Origin of the sequence: Nonomuraea sp. NPDC049480 (genome assembly GCF_044465905.1) — a bacterium.
Lineage (GTDB): Bacteria > Actinomycetota > Actinomycetes > Streptosporangiales > Streptosporangiaceae > Nonomuraea.
This window is the reverse complement of the sequence record NZ_JBITMD010000009.1, coordinates 50,785-69,753: the sequence shown is the minus strand read 5'-3', so window position 1 is coordinate 69,753 and position 18,969 is coordinate 50,785. Positions and strand designations below refer to the sequence as shown.

Annotated in this window: 14 protein-coding genes and 1 pseudogene; 6 read left to right on the top strand and 9 right to left on the bottom strand. The window is 71.1% G+C overall.

Going from position 1 to position 18,969, the window contains the following annotated elements:
* Position 1: 1 nt before the first annotated feature.
* Complete coding sequence (locus tag ACIBX3_RS25860; protein WP_397121157.1) at positions 2–1,084, bottom strand: hypothetical protein; 1,083 nt, start codon at positions 1,082–1,084, stop codon at positions 2–4.
* A 353-nt stretch (positions 1,085–1,437) separates the two neighbouring features.
* On the opposite strand from ACIBX3_RS25860, the gene ACIBX3_RS25855 reads away from it, so the two are divergent.
* Entirely contained in the window at positions 1,438–6,846 is a 5,409-nt protein-coding gene (locus tag ACIBX3_RS25855) for a family 43 glycosylhydrolase (RefSeq protein ID WP_397121155.1), read from the top strand.
* Between the two features lie 88 nt (positions 6,847–6,934).
* The gene (locus ACIBX3_RS25850) at positions 6,935–7,777 is read left to right on the top strand and encodes an ACT domain-containing protein (RefSeq protein WP_397121153.1); all 843 of its coding nucleotides are present in this window, start codon (positions 6,935–6,937) and stop codon (positions 7,775–7,777) included.
* On the opposite strand, the gene ACIBX3_RS25845 is transcribed toward ACIBX3_RS25850, so the two are convergent.
* From ACIBX3_RS25845 to ACIBX3_RS25830, 4 genes and pseudogenes are all read right to left on the bottom strand, one after another.
* On the bottom strand, positions 7,759–9,114 hold the full coding sequence (locus tag ACIBX3_RS25845) for an aminopeptidase P family protein (protein ID WP_397121151.1): 1,356 nt from the start codon (positions 9,112–9,114) through the stop codon (positions 7,759–7,761). The two genes, ACIBX3_RS25850 and ACIBX3_RS25845, sit on opposite strands and share 19 nt — an antisense overlap.
* Positions 9,107–10,396, bottom strand: coding sequence for an alpha/beta fold hydrolase (locus ACIBX3_RS25840; RefSeq protein ID WP_397121149.1), 1,290 nt, complete (start codon positions 10,394–10,396; stop codon positions 9,107–9,109). Before ACIBX3_RS25840 ends, ACIBX3_RS25845 begins: the two co-directional genes overlap by 8 nt.
* A gap of 115 nt (positions 10,397–10,511) precedes the next feature.
* Positions 10,512–10,787: pseudogene (locus ACIBX3_RS25835) on the bottom strand (ABC transporter substrate-binding protein); the annotation flags it as partial.
* Positions 10,788–10,978: 191 nt separating this feature from the next.
* Entirely contained in the window at positions 10,979–11,356 is a 378-nt protein-coding gene (locus ACIBX3_RS25830) for a hypothetical protein (RefSeq protein WP_397121147.1), read from the bottom strand.
* 265 nt (positions 11,357–11,621) lie between these two features.
* On the opposite strand from ACIBX3_RS25830, the gene ACIBX3_RS25825 reads away from it, so the two are divergent.
* The 3 genes from ACIBX3_RS25825 (at position 11,622) to ACIBX3_RS25815 (ending at position 13,644) form a co-directional block, all read left to right on the top strand.
* Positions 11,622–12,140, top strand: coding sequence for a hypothetical protein (locus ACIBX3_RS25825; RefSeq protein ID WP_397121145.1), 519 nt, complete (start codon positions 11,622–11,624; stop codon positions 12,138–12,140).
* A gap of 41 nt (positions 12,141–12,181) precedes the next feature.
* A complete protein-coding gene (locus ACIBX3_RS25820; RefSeq protein WP_397121143.1) occupies positions 12,182–13,171 on the top strand; it encodes an aldo/keto reductase in 990 nt (329 codons plus the stop codon).
* A gap of 164 nt (positions 13,172–13,335) precedes the next feature.
* On the top strand, positions 13,336–13,644 hold the full coding sequence (locus ACIBX3_RS25815; RefSeq protein WP_397121141.1) for an ALF repeat-containing protein: 309 nt from the start codon (positions 13,336–13,338) through the stop codon (positions 13,642–13,644).
* 29 nt (positions 13,645–13,673) lie between these two features.
* Here the strand turns inward: ACIBX3_RS25815 and ACIBX3_RS25810 are convergent, their stop codons facing one another.
* A complete protein-coding gene (locus tag ACIBX3_RS25810) occupies positions 13,674–14,414 on the bottom strand; it encodes a GntR family transcriptional regulator (RefSeq protein ID WP_397121139.1) in 741 nt (246 codons plus the stop codon).
* 93 nt (positions 14,415–14,507) lie between these two features.
* On the opposite strand from ACIBX3_RS25810, the gene ACIBX3_RS25805 reads away from it, so the two are divergent.
* Complete coding sequence (locus ACIBX3_RS25805) at positions 14,508–15,290, top strand: inositol monophosphatase family protein (RefSeq protein WP_397121137.1); 783 nt, start codon at positions 14,508–14,510, stop codon at positions 15,288–15,290.
* Positions 15,291–15,610: 320 nt separating this feature from the next.
* Here ACIBX3_RS25805 and ACIBX3_RS25800 read toward each other — a convergent pair whose 3' ends face one another.
* The 3 genes from ACIBX3_RS25800 to ACIBX3_RS25790 all read right to left on the bottom strand — a co-directional run bounded on the left by ACIBX3_RS25800 (position 15,611) and on the right by ACIBX3_RS25790 (position 18,825).
* On the bottom strand, positions 15,611–15,907 hold the full coding sequence (locus tag ACIBX3_RS25800; protein ID WP_397121135.1) for a hypothetical protein: 297 nt from the start codon (positions 15,905–15,907) through the stop codon (positions 15,611–15,613).
* Between the two features lie 82 nt (positions 15,908–15,989).
* Positions 15,990–17,321 (bottom strand): ASCH domain-containing protein, encoded by a 1,332-nt coding sequence (locus ACIBX3_RS25795; protein ID WP_397121134.1) that lies wholly within the window; start codon positions 17,319–17,321, stop codon positions 15,990–15,992.
* A 25-nt stretch (positions 17,322–17,346) separates the two neighbouring features.
* On the bottom strand, positions 17,347–18,825 hold the full coding sequence (locus ACIBX3_RS25790; protein WP_397121132.1) for a hypothetical protein: 1,479 nt from the start codon (positions 18,823–18,825) through the stop codon (positions 17,347–17,349).
* Between the last annotated feature and the right edge of the window lie 144 nt (positions 18,826–18,969).

The following is an 18,969-nucleotide window of genomic DNA, read 5'->3' as shown; positions in this document are numbered from 1 at the left end:
TTCATGGCCGGGTGGCGTCGATGGTCGTGATCAGCTTGTCCAGCCGCTCGTACGTGGGCGGCTCGACGACGTCGACCAGGTCGGCCGCGGCCGGCGCCTTGGTCTTGGCCACCAGGCCGGTGAACGCCTGGGGATCGGTGGTGCGGAAGCCGTACGCGGCGGCCAGGGCGAGCAGCTCGGGATCCTTCGTGAGCAGCTCGCCGACCCGGGTGCCCTGCCCGTCGAGCGGGACCAGCGTGTGCTTGCTGAGCACCGTGGGCGACGGGTAGACCAGCCGCATGTCCGGCTTGATCGCGCCGTCGCCGGCGAAGACGTGCGACAGGTACTGCGCCTCGTACACGACCAGCAGCGGCGTCTTGCCCGCGCCCAGCGCCAGGTAGTCGTCGAACGACGCCTCGCTGGTCGACTCGGCGAAGCCCTGGTCGAGCACGGCCGGGGCGACGATGGGCGCGATCTTGGCGATCTGCGCGTCGGAGCTGATGACGTCCTCGCCGTTGGCCACATAACCGATCACCGACAGGTACATGGCGGCGGAGTTGGACGTGCGGATGTCGGTCGTGGTGAGCAGGACGCGTTTGCGGGCGCGGTACGCCGAATTATCAGGTAGTTCATCCCATCGAGTGCCTTTGGCTACTAATTCTAAATATTTCTTGATATCTAGAGTTTGGTAGCCTTTGTCGGAATCGCTGATGACGCCGGCCCTCGCCAGCAGAGCCGCGATCGGCTCGAACGTGGCCACCGCCATCGGGGAGTAGAACGGCGAGAACGTCGTCGTCGCCTGGCGATCGCGTTTGATCCGCTCCGCGGCCGGGACGCTGGAAGGGAAGGCGAAGGCGTATTCGCCCAGGTCCACGTCGGTGACGATCTGGCGCGATCCCGCGGTGTCCACCTCGACGCGCAGGCCGTGCCTGGCGAAGGCCGCCTTGACCCGCGGGTCGTCGAAGAACGGTTTCTTCTCCGACCCGATGACCCCCCGTACCACGGCCACCTTCTGGCCCTGATCCTCCCGCCCGCCCAGGAGTATCGCGACCACCGCCACCCCGGCGAGAACCACCGCCAAAATGACGCCGATCCACCGCTTCATCGAACCCCGTTTCGTGAAATATCCCCCATGGATTGGATTATGGAATGGCGATCGGGGGGTTCGCGCGGGGGGAAAGCCGACCGTACGGCAGAATTCATGCGCCGTTCATGAACGCCTGGTCTCCGTCATCGCTGTGCACTGCCTCGCCGCCGTGGCGCTCCCGCGTTCCGGCGCGCTTCCGGCGCCCGCACCGGGGAGCACCTGATCGTCGTCCATCCCGGGAACTCCACCGAGAAGATCGTTCACCCTCCGCGACGGCGCCCCTCTTGACGCTGGGCGTCCCTGCGGTTAACACTCTCGCAACACGTTTCACGCGCACGGTGATGTTAGCGCTAACAATTGAGGAGTCGCAGATGCGACGACGCGCTTTGGCGTGTCTGGCGGCGTTGGCCACCACGGTGTCGCTCGTGGCCGCGCCCGCTCACGCGGCCGCCGACGGCCCGGTGCTGTGGTACAAGCTCGACGAGCAGGCGGGAGCGGTGGCGGCGGACTCGTCCGGCGGCGCCCGGCACGGCACGGTGCGCGGCACGCCCGGCTGGGGCGACGGGCTCGGGTTCAACGGCGTCGACACCGACGTGGAGCTGCCCGACGACGTCATGAAGGGCATGGACGCGATCACCGTCTCGACGGACGTGCTCGTCGACGCCGGCCAGCGCACCCCGTACTTCATCTACGGGCTCGGCAACACCAGCGGCTCCGCCGGCAACGGTTACCTGTTCGCCACCGGTGACCACCTGCGCGTGGCGCTCGCGACCGGCAACTGGTCGACCGAGCAGAACACCCGCGTGTCGACCTCGTACACCCTGGCCCGCGGCGGCTGGAAGCACCTCGTCTACACCCAGGCGGGCACCACCGGGATCCTGTACGAGGACGGCGTGGAGATCGCCCGCAACCCGAACGTGACGATCACGCCGGGCACGATCGGCGGCGGCACGACCACGGCCAACTACCTCGGGCGGTCGCTGTACTCCGCGGACCGGCTCTTCCAGGGCAGGCTGCGGGACTTCCGGATCTACGACCGGGCGCTGGCCGCCGGCGAGGTGAAGGATGTGGCGCAACCCACCGTCACCGCGGCGCTCGCGGCGGACAAGCAGGCCCTCACCCTCGGCGACACCGGCGCCGTCACCGCCGACCTGACGCTGCCGGCCAGGGCGCCCGGCGGGTCCAAGGTCACCTGGGCGACCAGCGACGAGTCGGTGATCACCGCGTCCGGCAAGGTCACCCGCCCGCCGGCCGGGCAGCCTGCCGCGCGGGCCTCGCTCACGGCCACGCTGGCCCGGGGCACGCTCACCGAGACCAAGACGTTCGAGATCACGGTCCTGGCGCAGGACGACGACGGGAAGATCGCGGAAGCGGCGGCGGCCGTGCTGAAGGTGCACGGCATCGACGACGTACGCGGCAACCTCACACTCCCCGTCACCGGCGAGAACGGCACCACGGTCGCCTGGGTCTCCGACAAGCCGTCCGTCGTCACGCCCACCGGCGAGGTCACCCGCCCGGCCCACGGCGCCGGCGCCGTCACGGTCAAGCTCATCGCCACGGTCACCAAGAACGCCGCCACCGCCACCCGCGAGTTCACCGCCGAGGTGCCCGAGATGCCGGCCAGGCAGGACTACACCGGCTACCTGTTCAGCTACTTCACCGGCGAGGGGACCACGGACGGCGAGCAGGTCTACTTCGCCCTCAGCCGCGGCAACGACCCGCTGCGCTGGCGCGAGCTCAACGGCGGCAAGCCGGTGCTCACCTCCACGCTGGGGGAGAAGGGGCTGCGCGACCCGTTCATCATCCGCTCGCCCGAGGGCGACAAGTTCTACCAGATCGCCACCGACCTGCGGATCTTCGGCAACGGCAACTGGGACGCCGCCCAGCGCACCGGCAGCAAGTCGATCATGGTGTGGGAGTCGACCGACCTGGTCAACTGGGGGGAGGGGAGGCTGGTGAAGGTCTCGCCCGACACCGCGGGCAACACCTGGGCGCCGGAGGCGTACTACGACGAGACCCTCGGCGCCTACGTCGTCTTCTGGGCCTCCAAGCTGTACGCCGAGGACGACCCGAACCACACGGGCAACACATACAACCGGATGATGTACGCCACGACCCGCGACTTCCGCACCTTCAGTGAGCCCAAGGTGTGGGTGGACCCGGGCTACTCGGTGATCGACTCGACGCTCATCAAGCACGGCGGCACGTACTACCGCTACACCAAGGACGAACGGAACAACTCCTCGACCACCCCGTGCAGCAAGTTCATCCTGTCCGAGACGTCCACCTCGCTGCTCAACACCAAGTGGGACTTCCTGTCGGAGTGCATCGGCAAGGGCGCCATGAGCCAGGGCGAGGGCCCGACCATCTTCAAGTCCAACGACCAGGAGAAGTGGTACCTGTTCATCGACGAGTTCGGCGGGCGCGGCTACATCCCGTTCGAGTCGACGAACCTGGCCTCGGGCACCTGGACGCCGTCGGCGAACTACTCGCTGCCCGCCAGGCCCCGCCACGGCACCGTCACCAACGTCACCCAGGCCGAGTACGACCGGCTGCTGCGCGCCTACGCGCCCGGCCAGCTCGTGGAGAGCACCGAGGAGGTCAAGGTCGTCACCGGCATCGGTGACGCACCGGTCCTGCCGGAGAAGGTGACCGCGACGTTCGCCGACGGCGGCACCGGCTCGGTCGCCGTCACCTGGGACGAGGTCCCGGCCTCCGCCTACGCCCAGGCGGGCACGTTCACCGTGCAGGGCACGCTGCCCGACGGCGCGTCGGTGCGGGCCAAGGCGACGGTCACCGTGTCGGCCGAGGGCGTGCCGGTGCAGAGCCTCACCGTCTCGCCGGCCGAGCTGCGTCTCGGCGTCGGCGTGAGCCGCCAGGTCAAGGCCGTCGTCGAGCCCGCGAACGCCACCGCCAGGCAGCTCACCTGGACCAGCGCCGACCCGTCCGTCGCGACGGTCAGCGCCGCCGGCCTGGTGACCACCGTCAAGGCGGGCAAGACCGAGATCACGGTGCGCACCGCCGACGGCTCCAAGACCGTCACCATCCCCGTCGAGGCCACCACCGCGATCCCGGCCGACCTGCTGCTCCACTACACCTTCGACGAGAAGGGCGGCACCGTCGCCCGCGACGCCTCCGGCCGCGGCCACGACGGCTCCTACGAGCGCACCCCGGCCTGGGGCGACGGCGTCCACGGGGCGTCGTTCAAGATGGCGGGCGGCGCCGGCACGTCCACGACCGCGCCGTACGTCACCGTCCCGAACGGCGTGCTCAAGGACGTCTCCGACCTGACCGTGGCCTTCCACGTCAAGTGGAACGCCTCCACCACGGCCAACCAGTGGATCTACGGCTTCGGCCCGGACCGCGACAAGTACCTCTTCACCGGGCCCCGCAACGGCGCCGGCGTGCTGTTCTCGGCGATCACCACCGGCAGCTGGCAGGCGGAGTCGTCCATGCGGCACTCGGCGGCCCTGCCCGGAGGCGAATGGAAGCACGTCGCGGTGACCCTCGACTCGGCGCAGAAGACGGCGGTCATGTACCTCGACGGCGTCGAGATCGCCCGCGCGGCGAACGTCACCGTCAAGCCGTCCGACCTGTACGACGCCGCCAAGTCCTACGGCGGCCACATCGGCAGGTCACTGTACACAGAGGACCCGTACTTCGCCGGCGAGGTGGACGACTTCCGCGTCTACGGGCGGGCGCTGCCGGCGGCCGAGGTCTACGCGCTCGGCGGCGACCCCGCCGCGATCACCAAGGTGACCCTGCCCGAACTCAAGGTCGACGCCATCGTGGACGCCGGCACGGGCCAGATCAGGCTGCCGCTGAAGGAGGGCACCGACGTCACCAAGCTGGCGCCGCAGCTCACGCTCGCGCCCGGCGCGACCGTGAGCCCCGCCTCGGGCGCCGAGCGGGACTTCACCGAGCCCGTCACCTACACCGTGACCGGCGCGGACGGCACGAAGCGGGAGTGGAAGGTCACCGCGCTCGTCATGAAGAGCCCGGTGCTGCCCGGCCTGTACGCCGACCCCAACATCGCGGTGTTCGGCGACCGGTTCTACCTGTATCCGACCACGGACGGCTTCGCCGGCTGGAGCGGGACCCGGTTCAAGGCGTTCTCCTCCACCGACCTGGTGCACTGGCAGGACCACGGCGTCATCCTCGACCTGGGGCCCGACGTGTCGTGGGCGGACAACAGCGCCTGGGCACCGGCGATCGCCGAGAAGGACGGGAAGTACTACTTCTACTTCAGCGGCGGCCTGGCCGCCGGCAACACCGCCAAGCACCTCGGAGTGGCCGTGTCGGACTCCCCGACCGGCCCGTTCAGGGACGCGCTCGGCAAGCCGCTCGTCCCGGCCGGGACGTACGCCGGGCAGATGATCGACCCGGCCGTGTTCCAGGACGACGACGGCCGGCGCTACCTGTACTGGGGGAACGGCAACTCCTACCAGGTGCCGCTGAACGCCGACATGGTGTCCTTCGACGCGGCGAAGGTGAAGACGTACAAACCGGCCGGGTACAACGAAGGCTCCTTCGTGATCAAGCGCGACGGCGCGTACTACTTCATGTGGTCGGAGAACGACACCCGCAGCGAGGACTACCAGGTGGCCTACGCCACCGGCGAGACGCCTCTCGGCCCGTGGACGAAGCGGGGCGTCATCCTGCGCAAGGACCTCTCGTCCGGCATCAAGGGCACCGGGCACCACTCGGTGCTCCGGGTGCCCGGAACCGACGACTGGTACATCGCCTACCACCGCTTCGCCATCCCCGGCGGCGACGGGACGCACCGGGAGACCACGATCGACCGGCTGGAGTTCGGCGAGGACGGCCTGATCAAGACCGTGACGCCGACGCTGGAGAGCGTCGATCCCGTCGCGATCGTGACCGCCGGCCCCGACGCCTCCGGCGCCGAAGGCGCCCCGATCCGCCTGACCGGCACGTTCTCCGGAGCCGGCACCCCGGCCTGGCGGTACGAGGCCGGCGACGGGGCGAAGGGCACGTGCGCCTTCGCCGACCCCGGGGCGCCGCAGACCACGGTGACCTGCACGGACGACGGAACGTACCGGGTCACGCTGACCGCCGGGCGCAGCAAGGACGCCGCGACCGTCACCGTGGCCAACGCCGACCCGGTCGTCACCGGCGCGTCGGCCTCGCAGGATCCCGTCGCGGCGGGCAAGCCCGTCGAGGTGACGGTCACCTACACCGACCCGGGGGCCGCCGACACGCACACCTGCGAGGTGGACTGGAAGGACGGCGCCACGGGAGCGTGCGCGGACGGGCACGCCTACGCCAAGGCGGGCATTTACCAGCCGGTGATCACGGTCGCCGACGACGACGGCGGCAAGGTCGTGGTGACGGCCGGTCCGGTCGTCGTCTACGACCCGGCGGCCGGGTTCGTCACCGGTGTCGGCTGGATCGACTCGCCGGCGGGCGCCCAGCCGGGCCGGCCGTCGGCGGCGGGCAAGGCCGTGTTCGCGTTCGTGTCGGCGTACAAGCCGGGCTCCACGAGCCCGTCCGGGGAGAGCGTGTTCACCTTCCCGGCAGGGAAGCTGCTGTTCACGGCCACCCGGTACGACTGGCTCGTGGTGAGCGGCGGCGAGGTCCGCTTCCGGGGCGCCGGCGAGGTCAACGGCAGGTCCGGGTACGCCTTCGCGGTCACCGCCTTCGACGGCGACCCCGACCGCTTCCAGATCAAGATCTGGAAGGACGGGAGCGGCGAGGTCGTCTACGACAACCAGGGCGACGTCGGCGGCGGTGAGATCGTCGTGCACACGAGGAGGTAAAAGCAGGGCCGTGCGGTGAACGGGCTTTAATGCCGCCGCAACCGCGCCTGCCGTGATCATGTAACAACCCGTGCGGAGACTGGGTGCCATGAGCGATGCACCCGAAGTCATTCACGTACGGTCCGGACATGGCGGCCGGCAGGCGCGGTCGTGGCGGCGAGAGATCGTGGAGCTGGCCGCCCTGTTCCTCGCGGTGGGCCTGGCGCACCTGCTCGCGACGTTGCTCGGGCACCGGGATCCGGGGCCCGTCGTGCTGGTCGGGCTGGGCGCGGCGTTGATCCTCGGCGCCGCGCTCCACAAGCGGCTGGGCCGCCGGCCGGCCCGCAGGAACCCCGCCTCGCTCCCCGTGGACGGGGGAGCGGGAGCGGCCATGATGTTGTGGCGCATCCGCATGCGGGTGGTGGAGCGTCCCGGCCGGCTGGCGACGGTGGCCGGCGCGTTCGGCCGCCTGGGCTGCAACATCCTGGCCCTGCACATCGCGCCGACGGGCAGCAGCGCCATCACGCCCGCCGGCTGCGACGCGCTCGACGAGTTCGTCATCGAGGCGCCGCCCGATCTGGCGCTCGGCGTGCTCGCCCAGGCGCTGACCGAGGCCGGCGGGCACGACGTCGTCATCGTTCCCGCCCAGGTCAAGGACCTCACCGACCCCGGCGTGCAGGCCCTGATCCTGGCCCAGCGGGTCGGCGCCGACCCGGACCGGCTGCCGGAGGCCATGGCCGAGCTGCTGCGGGTCTCACAGGTCGAATGGCGGCGGCCCGGCGACACCGTGGACGAGGGCGCCGAGCTCAACACGACCATGGTGATCTCCGTGAACCCGGACCGCGCCCTGCTGATCAGGCGGCCCGAGCTGCCGTTCACCCCGACCGAGGCGGCCCGCGCGGCCGCCCTGACCGCGGCCGCCCGCCAGGCCCGCTACACCGGCACGGCCTGAGCCCACTTCTCCAGTCCGGCCGCGTCGATCGGCAGGACGTCCGACAGCACCTCCGCGCCGCCCGCCGTGACCAGCAGGTCGTCCTCGATCCGCACGCCGATCCCGCGCAGCTCGGGCGGCACCGTGCGGTCGTGGGCGTGGAAGTACAGTCCGGGCTCGACGGTCAGCACCATGCCGGGCGCCATCCGGGCGCCGTGGTAGGCCTCCGGGCGGGATCGGGCGCAGTCGTGCACGTCCAGGCCCAGGTGGTGGCCGATGCCGCAGACCAGGTAACGGCGGTGGTGCTGGCCGTCCCCGGACAGCGCCTCGTCCACCGAGACCGGCAGCAGCCCCCAGTCGTGCAGGCCGCGCGCGATGACCTCCATGGCGGCGTGGTGGAAGCCGGTGAAAGCGCGGCCCGGCGCGACCTGGGCCATCCCGGCCCGGTGCGCCCGCTCCACCAGGTCGTGCACCTGCCGCTGGACGGGGGAGAAGGACCCGGACACGGGGAAGGTGCGGGTGACGTCGGCGGTGTAGTGGCTGCGTGCCTCGACTCCCAGGTCGAGCAGCAGCAGCTCGCCGGGGCGTACGGGGCCGTCGCAGCGCACCCAGTGCAGGGTGGGCGCGTGCGGGCCGCCGCCCACGATGCCGGCGTAGCCGGGGCCGTTGCCGTGCGTCCTGGCGTAGCGGTCGAACGTGCCCTGCAGCCAGCGCTCGCCGCCGCCCGCCACCGCGGCCGGGATCTCGGCGAGGACCGCGGCGAAGCCCTCGACGGTACGGTCCACGGCCTCGCGGAGCTGGGCGATCTCCCAGTCGTCCTTGACCATGCGGAGCTCGGCCAGGGTCCGGCCGAGCTCTTCCGAAGGCTCCGGGAAGGCTCCGGCGAGCAGGGCGCCGGCGGGCGGCCCGGCGAAGTCCGGCAGCGGGCGGACCTCGACGCCCAGGGCCGCCGCCCACTCGGTGAGCGACGGCGACGGGCCGACCCACAGCTCACCGTGGACGGCGTCGGAGAAGAAACCGAGGTCGCCGGGGCGGGCCGGCGGCGGCAGGTACAGGGTGGCCTCGCCGCCGGCGATCACGGCCACCGCGTCCTCCGCCGCGCAGCCGGTCAGCCAGAAGAAGTCGCTGTCCACACGGAAGTCGTAGGCGGTGTCGTTGCTGCGGACCGGCGCCTGCCCGGCCGCCACCACGACGGTCCGCCCGGGCAGCGTGGCGGCGAGCCGGGCCCGGTGGGCGGCCGCGGCCCCGGCGGCGCCCGGCACCAGGTCGGGAGTGCGGGCGGGGGTGTCCCAGCCCTGGGCGATGTACTCGGTGAACGCGGGGATCTCCGACAGCTTGGGCAGCTTGCCGTCACTCACCGGTGATTCCTCCTCCCATGTCGCGGACCAGATCCGTCAGCCGGGCGAAGACGCGGTCCTCACCGATGCCGTCGTGCTCGTACTCGTTGGTCACCCACGCCTGGGTGTTGCCCACCCGGGCGGCGGTGTCCAGTTGCAGGCCGGAGTCTACGTACATGTCGTCGAAGTAGACCGCCGCCGCCACCGGCACCTCGTTGGCGGCCAGCCGGTCCAGGTCGTACAGGCGCGGCCACTCCGCCCGCTCGGCCAGCAGCTCGACGGCGGCGCGGAAGGGCCGCAGCACGCGGATCTCCGCGAACATCCACGGGTAGATCATCTCCCCGGTGAACAGCAGCGGCCTGGCGTCCTCGGCGAAGGCCGGATGCCGGGCCCGCTCCCGTTCGGCCGCCCACGCGGTCGCGCCGGGGCCGCAGCCGTAGGTGCTCTCCTGCAGCGCGGCGAACAGCGGGTTGTCGGCGAAGGAGGTGCGGGCCAGCACCTGGTGCAGGAACGTCTCCGGCAGGCCTCCGGTCCCGTCCGGCAGGGCCTCGTCGAGCAGCCAGTGCATGCGCTCATAACCCGGCTTCATACCGAAGTCGAGACCGAGCGACTGCAGCCGCCGCACGGTCAGCACGTCGCCGTCCGGCAGCCGCACGTCGCCCTCGGCCAGCCGGTCGGCGAGCCGCCCCGCGGTCTCGGCATGGTGCGGGTAGCGGCGGTAGAACGCGTCGTTCTTCGCCGCGACCCGCGGATAGGTGCGCCGGTAGACCTCCTCGGCGTCCGGCTCCAGCGCCGGCAGGCCGCCCGCCACGTAGCAGGCGCTCAGCCCTCCGGGCGCGTCCGACAGGTACGTGAGCGTGAGGAAACCGCCGTAACTCTGCCCCAGCGTCGACCACCGCCTGCCACCGAACACGGTGGTGCGCAGATGCTCGGCGTCGGCCACGATCGAGTCCGCGCGGAAACGCGCCAGGTACTCCGCGCCCTCCCCGGCGCCGAGCGCGCTCATCACCCGCCCGTCGATCCGCGAGCTGCGGCCGGTGCCGCGCTGGTCGAGCAGGATCACCCGGTACGTCTCCAGCGCCCGCCCCAGCCACCCCGACGTGCCCACCGGCCGCGGTCCCTTGCCACCCGGCCCGCCCTGCAGGAACAGCAGGCACGGCAGCTCCTCCCGATCGCGGGCGGGAGCGACCAGCTCGCGGGCGAACACCTCGATCGCCGGCCCCGGGTCCGACCAATCGAGCGGCACCTCCACGACGTGGTCGCGCACCCGCATCCCGGGAATGGTGTACTCGGCGGTGATCATGCGCTCCCCCTCCTGCGGCGGTCCCACTCCGGGTCGATGCGCGGGATGGCGGCCGGCAGCGTCCTGGTGTAGTCGTCACGCGGATCGTCGAACACCTGTCGGCCGGCGTCAGCGCGCTCGGGAAGTCGGCGAAAGGTTTCTTCAGATGGAAGACGACCGTCTTGGCGTCGGGCGTCTCGATGGTGTCGAGATCGCCGGACAGGTACGGGCCCATGTAGTCCTTCGGCGCGTCCAGCAGCAGGCGGGCGTACGGCGAGCCGATCCCGGCCTCGGGGTCGAAGGAACGAGAGGCGCCGAACTTCACCGCCTCGCCGGTGATCGGCGTGCCGTCCTCCGGCAACACCTTGTCCCTGAGCGTGAACGTCCAGGTCTTGGCGTTGTCCGACGGCATGCCCGCCGGTCGCCGCCGGCGCACCCGGCCCGCCGGACGAGGGCACCTTCCCAGTAATGTGTGGCATTGCACTGAACACTAGGTGTCAGGCCAGTGCCTTGCCAAGGGTCAGGAAGCTGATTCAAGAGAACGTAACCGCGAAAACGGCCGCCGGGCTCCCGCCGGACGGCCGATGATCGAGATCGCCGTGGTCATACTCCGTAGGGCATCGGCCGCCAGGACGCCCAGTCGATGCGGACGCGGTCGCGACGCTGCGGGTCCACCTTGACCGGGACCGTCGCGCCGGGCGCCACGACGCCCATCGGGATGCGCGGGAGCGACTGGCGGTGCGTGACCTGGTAGGCCTGCCCGTCCGGCATCCGCACACCGAGCACGAAGCTCACCAGCGGCTGCCCGTTGACCGTCACGCCGGTGTCGGCCATGGACTGCACCACGGCCTGCGCGGGAATCCCCGTGGCCATCAGCCGCTGCCCGTTCCGTGCGATGATCAGGAACGGCAGCCCGACACAGGCCAGGATCAGCATCGTCCCGCCCGTGATCGCCAGTGACATCCAGATTCCCGTGCTCATGGTCTTCCTCGGTTCTCCACCGCCCCCGCTGGGGCATCTCGCATCTTCCTAGGTATTTCTACGCAGACCGCTTTGCACACCACTTGATCCCCGGTTGCACGCTGGGCCCCTGGCTGCCATTGATCAATCGCCGCGTTCGCGCTGGACGTCGCAGACGTGGGAGACGATCAGGAGATCACCGGTTGTTCGCCGGTACCGGATGTGACGGATGGCTCATCGGCGCCGCGGGCCGTCGCGATGCTGCGCCGTTGACTACAGTGGCCCGGTGCGACGCGTATCCGTGGTCGGCAACTCGGGCTCCGGCAAGTCGACCCTGGCCGCCAGGCTGGCCCAGCGGCTGGGCGTTCCCTGGCTCGAGCTCGACTCGATCTTCCATATGCCCGGCTGGGCGCCGCGTCCGCCGGACGAGTTCCGCGCGGAGGTGGAGCGGTTCACGGCCGGCGGGGGATGGGTGATCGACGGCAATTACTCCCTCGTCCAGGACCTGGTGTGGTCGCGCGCCGACACCGTGGTGTGGATCGACCTGCCGCGGCCCGCCGTGATGCGCCAGCTCCTGGGCAGGACGCTGCGGCGGATGGCCACCGGCGCGGAGCTGTGGAACGGCAACCGGGAGTCGTTCCGCTTCCTCCTCCGGCGGGACGAGTCGATCATCCACTACGCCTGGACGGCCCATGAGAAATACCGCGACCGCTACCGGCGCGCGGCCGCCGACCCGGCGAACGCGCATCTCACCTTCATCCGCGTGACGTCCCGTGGCGACCTCGACCGGCTCGCCGCGGAATGACAGAAATTGAAATCTGTCATTCCAATGGGCATACTGGCCGCATGAGAACTCTGGGAAACGGCGGACCTGTCGTGTCCGATCTCGGCCTGGGCTGCATGGGGATGTCCGACTTGTACGGCCCGACCGACATGTCCGAGTCCATCGCCACCATCCACGCCGCGCTCGACGCGGGCATCACGCTGCTCGACACCGGCGACTTCTACGGGATGGGGCACAACGAGTTGCTCATCCGCGAGGCGCTCAAGGGCCGCTCCCGCGACGACGTGCTGATCAGCGTGAAGTTCGGCGCGCAGCGCGACTACGACGGCAACTGGCTGGGGTACGACGGGCGGCCCGCGGCCGTCAAGACGTCGCTGGCGTACACGCTGCGCCGGCTCGACACCGACCACGTCGACGTCTACCGGATCGCCAGGGTGGACCCCAACGTCCCCATCGAGGAGACCATCGGGGCCATCGCCGAGGAGGTCGAGAAGGGGCACGTCCGGCACATCGGGCTGTCCGAGGCCGGGGCCGAGAGCATCCGGCGGGCCCAGGCCGTGCACCCGATCCGCGACGTCCAGATCGAGTACTCCCTGCTGTCCCGGGGCATCGAGCGGGAGATCCTGCCCGCCTGCAGGGAGCTCGGCATCGGGATCACCGCCTACGGGGTGCTGTCGCGAGGACTGCTCAGCGGGCACTGGTCCAAGGACCGCGAGCTGGCCGCCGGCGACTTCCGCTCCTTCAGCCCGCGCTTCTCCGGCGACAACCTCGCCCACAACCTGACGCTCGTCGAGGCGCTCAAGGCGCTCGCCGAGGCGAAGGGGGTCACGGTCGCGCAACTGGCCATCGCGTGGGTGCTCGCGCAGGGCGGCGACATCGTCCCGCTGGTCGGGGCGCGGCGCCGCGAGCGGCTGGCCGAGGCGCTGGGCGCGCTGGACGTGCGGCTGACGGCGGAGGAACTGGCTGGGATCGAGGCGGCCGTTCCCCCGGGAGCCGCCGCGGGCGACCGGTACGCCGCCGCGCAGATGACCATGCTCGACAGCGAACGGTGACCGTTCCGGCCGCCCGGCCCGGGGGCGGCCGGCGCCCCGGAAGAGGACGGCCGGCGCGGCTGCGAGTTCGGTGCTTCTCTCCCGCGCAATTGGGTCGGTGGGCCACAACCCCGCCGCTACACGGCTGTTTCTCCGTTTGTCAGCGGCCTGAGGGAAGGTGCACCGTGCGTGCTGTCAACCGGCGTGGTTTAGCCGCCGTCATCACCGCGGTCACCTTGTTCGCCGGAATGGATTCCGGAGCGGCCGCCGCGTCCAGTGCCGCGGTGGGTTCGCGCGTCGCCGTGGATTCCGGGTCGGCCGGGCGGCGCACGGCCGTTGAGCTGATGAAGACCGGCGGGCCCGAGCTCGCCAGGGCCGCCGAGGGCGCACTGCTGGGCAGCGACGAAGACCTGCGTGACTTCCTCGCCGCCGGACAGGCGGCCGCCGCGGAGACGGAACCTGCGCGTGAGCGTCAGCCAGGTGCTGGGCGATGAGCGTGTCGTGCGCGTTCCGGGCGGGCGGGTCAGCGCTCGATGAGGGTGACCTCGAGGGAGTAGAGCGAGGCGCGGTAGACGTGCGAGCCGTGCTCGACCGCGCGCCCCTGGTCGTCATACGTGGTGCGGATCATGGTGAGCAGGGGCGCGCCGCGGCGCTCCTCCAGCAGCCGGGCCTCCGTCTGCGTGGCGGCCCGCGCCCCGATGCGCTGGTTGGCCACCCGCATCCGCACACCGGCGCCGCGCAGCAGCTCGTACAGGCCGCGGCCCTCGAGGTCGGCGGGTCTCAGCTGGGCCAGCCCGATCGGCAGCCAGTTGTGCAGCACGGCCAGGGGCTCCCCGGCCGCGAAGCGCAGGCGCTCCAGGTAGAGGATCTGGGCGCCGGTCTCCACGCCCAGGACGCGGGCGATCTCCTCCTCGGCCGGCCGCGGCTCCAGGGCGAGGACCTGGGTGGCCGGCTCCTGGCCGGCCCGGCGCAGGTCGTCGTACAGGCTCGACAGCTCCACCGAGCGCTTGACCTGGCCGTGCACGACCTGCGTGCCGACGCCGCGCTTGCGGACCAGCAGCCCCTTGTCCACGAGATACTGGATCGCCTGGCGGATCGTCGGCCTGGACAGCCCGAGCTTGTCGGCCAGCAGGATCTCGTTGTCGAGACGGGCGCCGGGCGCCAGATCACCTCGCCGGATCGCCTCCGCGATCTGCTCGGCCACCTGGAAGTAGAGCGGCACGGGGCTGGATCGATCCAGGTCGATGGCGAGGTTCGCGGTCATGCTGATCAGCTTAACCGAGGTCAGAATGTCCTGACAAACGTCGTCCGGCCCGCCCGTGGCCGCCCCGGCCCGGGCCGCTAGGCTGGAGGGAACATGGATGCGACACAGCTGCTCGACACCGCCACCGAGGCGGCCAGGTCCGTCGGCCCCCGGCTCCGCAAGGCGTTCAGATCCCGGCCCGAGGTCGGCACCAAACGCGACTTCCACGACCCCGTCACCGAGCACGACCGCGCCGCGGAAGAGACCATCCGCTCGGTCATCGACGCTCGCGTGCCGGGCAGCGCGATCGTCGGCGAGGAGGGCGGCGCCACCGGCTCAGGCGACCTCACCTGGTACGTCGACCCCATCGACGGCACCGCCAACTTCGCCGCCGGCCTGCCGTTCTTCTGCGTCTCCATCGCCGCCGCCGTCCGCGGCGAGCTGGTCGCGGGGGTGGTGTACGACCCGGTGCGCGACGACGAGTTCACCGCCACCACCGCCGGAGCCTGGTGCAACGGCACCCCCATCCGCAGCCGGGGCGCGGCCACCGACCGCGAGGCCATGCTCCTGTGCGCCTACCCCACGCCGCAGGACCTGGACAGCGAAGGCGAGGAGGCGCTGCGGCGCTACCGGCGGTTCCTGGAGTCCTTCTCCACGGTGCGGCGGCCCGGCAGCGCGGCACTCAACCTGGCACACGTGGCCGCGGGGTGGTCGGACGCCACGTACGGCACCGGGTCCCACCCGTGGGACGTGGCCGCCGGAGCCCTGCTGGTGCGGCAGGCGGGCGGCGTCTACATCGGCGACCCCCTGGTGAAGGGCGACTACCTGGCCCACGTCGGAGGCTTCGACCTGGCCGGCTCCGCGCTGGCCGAGGTGGCGCGGGGCCTGGAAGGTTAGGCGGTCCCCGGGTCATCTTGGGTGACTCTTAGTAGTCAGTCATGTCAGGCAAGCAACGTGGGCGCGGACTTCCCTTCACAGTATTCAGGGGTCTTCAGGCACGTAAGCGATGTCAGGTGCGTTGCCTCGGTACTACCGGCCTGAGCGGGCGGTGGCCGCCGACGAGTCGGTGCCGTGGGTGGTGGTCGATGAGGACCTCGAGTTGCATGTCGAGGCGTGCGCATATCTGGCGTTGATGCGCGCGGCGGGCCGGGTGCTCAACACTGAGAGTGATCGACTTGCTTACCGTCGACGACTGGTGCTGGGCGATCGGGCGGGGGTCAGCGGGGGGTGCCCAGCCGCGTGAACCGGTGGCGGGCGTCGAGCAGGATCTCGTGTGCCCGCTCGGGTTCGGCGGGGTCGCCGTCCAGGAGCACAAGGCCGTAGCCGGCGCGCAGCATGGCCAGGTCGCGCGCATGATCGGTCTCGCCGAACAAGGCCAGGGCGCGCTCTGCCAGGACCAGCGCGTCGGCGGAGCGTCCGTGGCGATAGGCCGTCACCGCTGCGTTCCAGCAGGCCGAGGCCCTGGCGGCGAGAGGGCTGCCCAGGGTATCGGAGATGCTGATCAGCCGTTGCACTCGCCCCGGGAAGATGCCCGTGGCGCGCCCCGGCCTGGCCCAGCAGTCGCGGCCGCGCAGGAGGCGTCGTCGCCTGAACCTTTCACACCAGTTCAAGCTCAATCGCGAGCGGGCCGAGCGTCTCCTTCTCCGGCGGGTAGATGGTGCGGATGCGGCCCAGCTGTTCATCGCGTCCCACGTCCGGATTGACCCGCTCTGCCCCCTCGGTGTCCAGCAGTTCCTCGAAGCTGGTATAGCGGGCCAGTCTGCGCACCCGCGTTAGGCACTGCAGCCCGTCGCTGGTGAAACGGATCCGGTGCCCGGGCGCGAGGTCGCGGAACTTCGGATAGGAGACGCGGACCTCGACACTCTTGCGGCCGGACCTGACCAGGTCGAACGATTCGCGAAACAGCGTCAGGTCCCACGTGCGCGTGTCGTCGTTCATGAGGCGGTCGATCTCCTGGACGGTGTAGTGGCGGAAGAAGTCACGAGGATCGGCCAGCAGCCGCTGGGCCAGCCCGAACAGCGTAGAAGCGTCCGGAGCCGCTGTCGCGCCAGGTTGCGACTTGGCCAGTTTCGCGCCGGTGCCGTCCAGCACCATCGGGCAGAAGATCCGCGGCGGGGGATCTACGCCGGCGCGCCTGAGCGCGCGGTCCACCAGCGGTGAGGCCAGCGCCCAGTCGGCGCCCTTCACCATGACCGGCAGTGTCCCCCGCCGGCCGAGTGCGATCCGCTCCTTGACGTAGTTGCGGTACAGCGTGGCCAGATCCACGTAGGGTCCGGGCTCCTCGGTCAGGGTCATCTCGTAGGGGCCGTGCTCGACGCACACCGCCCGCACCCGGGCGTGGCGCGGCCCGGCGGCGCTGACCCGGGTGCGCTCGGCCCGCTTCTCCGCCCAGCCGCACGCCGGGCACGGAAACCGCAGGTGCGGCTGCCCGCCCGCGGGCGACAGCGCGGGCCCGATGAGGTCCATGGCGGCGAGGCTGGACAGGAACTCCCGGCGGAACTCCGGTGCGCTCTGCGCCTGCGTGTAGGTCTCCACCTCGTACGGCACCGCTCCGCCCCGCGCGAATGCCTCCAGCAGTGGCCGGTAGTGACGTTCGAGCAGCCCGGCCGCGGCTGACGGGCCGCACGCGTGGTGCACGCTTCGCTGGTACAGGTGCCCGAGCGCCGGATCGGCGCGCAGCTCGTGCGGGGCGTTGTCGAGCGCGGTGAACCGTACCCGCGCCGGCACGCCGTACGCGGCCTGGATCCGGCCGGCCAGCGCGAAGCAACACGCCAGGACCAGGCCGGTGCCCACGTGCGGCGGTGCGTTCAGCTGCGCGCCCACCTCCAGCACGACCAGTTGCGCCCGCTCCTCCCGCAGGCTCGCGCCGATCAGGTCAAGCGGCTGGGTCAGGACGTTGGCCAGCACCGAGTTCGGAGACTTGCCCACCTTGGCCCTCCTTTTTCCTCGGGTCTCAGGTTCGCTTGAGCACTCGCGCCGCGCCCGCGATGACCGCGGTCGCCAGGATCCAGCCGGTCACGATCAGGCCGTAGGCCAGCCACGGCGTCCAGCCGGCCGGCGAGTAGGCCGCGCGCATGCCGAAGGACCCCAGCGGGTTGATCAGGTCGATCGTGTAGATCAGCGGGTGGAAGTACGGCCTGACGCCCGTGGGGTTGAGCAGCTGCGGGGGCACCAGCGAGAATGTCACGGTACCCGCCGTCACCAGGGCCAGCAGCCACGCCGTCGACAGCCACGGCCGGTAGCCGTACCCGACGGTCCAGTCAAGCAGGACGCTCCAGGCCCGGCCTGGCACGCGCAGCGTCCTGCGCCGGGCGCGTTGCTTGGCCAGAAGCACTCTTCTGGCCAAGTCGTCGTGGCCGAGCCGGCGATAGTAGTCGGCCAGCTGCTCGTACGGCTGGGCCTGGTAGCCACCCGGATGCCGGCGGATCCAGTCCACCCGCCTGGCCACCGGCAGGTTGGCCGGGCGCAGGGTCTGGTAGGTGAGACCGTCGGTGCGCACCTGCAGGGGCCAGGTCGCGGGGTCGTCGGTGAGGACCCGGATCGTCGCGTTGGCGAACGAGACGTCCCCCTCGATCGCCCGCCCGGGGGTCAGGACCAGCTCATGGATCTCCGTGCGGGCAAGATTGAGCGCCAGGTCGCCGGCCTGCAGTGTGGCCTCGTGCAGAGAGAACGTGCAGGCGATCGTGGAGTCGCGTAACCACACCGTGCCGTGGGAGCGAAATCCGTTGGTCCACTCCATCTGCCCTTCGATCAGGGCGTGCTCGGCGCGGAAGGTCTGGCCTCCCGGATGGGACAGCTCGGCGCCCTCCAGAAACATGCCGGCGTGAAAGCGCGCGCCGTGTGCCTTGATCTCGCCCGAGACGCGAAAGCCATCGCGGCCGAACCAGGAGTGGTTCAGCGTGGCCCCGCTCATGTTGAGCGCCAGCCCGCCCGCGCCCAGCTGCGCACTGTTGGTGATCATTTCCCCGGCGAGCCGGGTGCCGAGCATCCAGGTGGTGCCCCGGATGCTGGAGCCGGAAAGGACCAGGTGCCCGTCGACCGACGACCACGAGCAGTCCAGCCCTGGCAGGGTGCTGGCCGTGATCGCGAGAGTCCGCACCGTGGCGCCGACCACGCGCGGCGCCTGCTCGAAGACACAGCGGTCGATCGCGATCTCCGCCGTGACCGTGCCGCCGGACAGCTCCAGCGTGCCGGTGATGCGCGCCCCTCGCAGCCTCAGCGCGGGGATCTTGCCCGGCTCGGGCTGTGCCGCGCCGACGAGCAACGCGGTGACGACCTCGGCGCGGACGCTCGAGCGGATAAGGCCGGCGCCGGGTGGTACCTCCAGCCACTCGCCGCGCGCGTAGGCCCGCGCCAGGGCTCGTTCGGTGGCTGTCGCGCCAGCCAGGGGATCAGAGCCTGATCGTCCCCACCATCCGGGTCCACGTGGCACGGGCGTCCTCCGCGTCAAAGTGCCTCAGCCGTGATCGTAAGCCACGGGTCCCCGCCTTGCGCCAGCCTGCCCGCCAGCACCCGGACGCCCGCCTGCTGGAGGTGCTCACGGGCGCGCCCGAGATCGCCCAGCTTGCGATAGCAC

Excerpts from the sequence above, each read along its gene's own strand:
- ACIBX3_RS25840 (WP_397121149.1), bottom strand. The coding sequence starts at position 10,396 with ATGATCACCGCCGAGTACACCATTCCCGGGATGCGGGTGCGCGACCAC.
- ACIBX3_RS25805 (WP_397121137.1), top strand. The coding sequence starts at position 14,508 with ATGGATGCGACACAGCTGCTCGACACCGCCACCGAGGCGGCCAGGTCC.
- ACIBX3_RS25810 (WP_397121139.1), bottom strand. The coding sequence starts at position 14,414 with ATGACCGCGAACCTCGCCATCGACCTGGATCGATCCAGCCCCGTGCCG.
- ACIBX3_RS25850 (WP_397121153.1), top strand. The coding sequence starts at position 6,935 with ATGAGCGATGCACCCGAAGTCATTCACGTACGGTCCGGACATGGCGGC.
- ACIBX3_RS25855 (WP_397121155.1), top strand. The coding sequence starts at position 1,438 with ATGCGACGACGCGCTTTGGCGTGTCTGGCGGCGTTGGCCACCACGGTG.
- ACIBX3_RS25830 (WP_397121147.1), bottom strand. The coding sequence starts at position 11,356 with ATGAGCACGGGAATCTGGATGTCACTGGCGATCACGGGCGGGACGATG.
- ACIBX3_RS25860 (WP_397121157.1), bottom strand. The coding sequence starts at position 1,084 with ATGAAGCGGTGGATCGGCGTCATTTTGGCGGTGGTTCTCGCCGGGGTG.
- ACIBX3_RS25820 (WP_397121143.1), top strand. The coding sequence starts at position 12,182 with ATGAGAACTCTGGGAAACGGCGGACCTGTCGTGTCCGATCTCGGCCTG.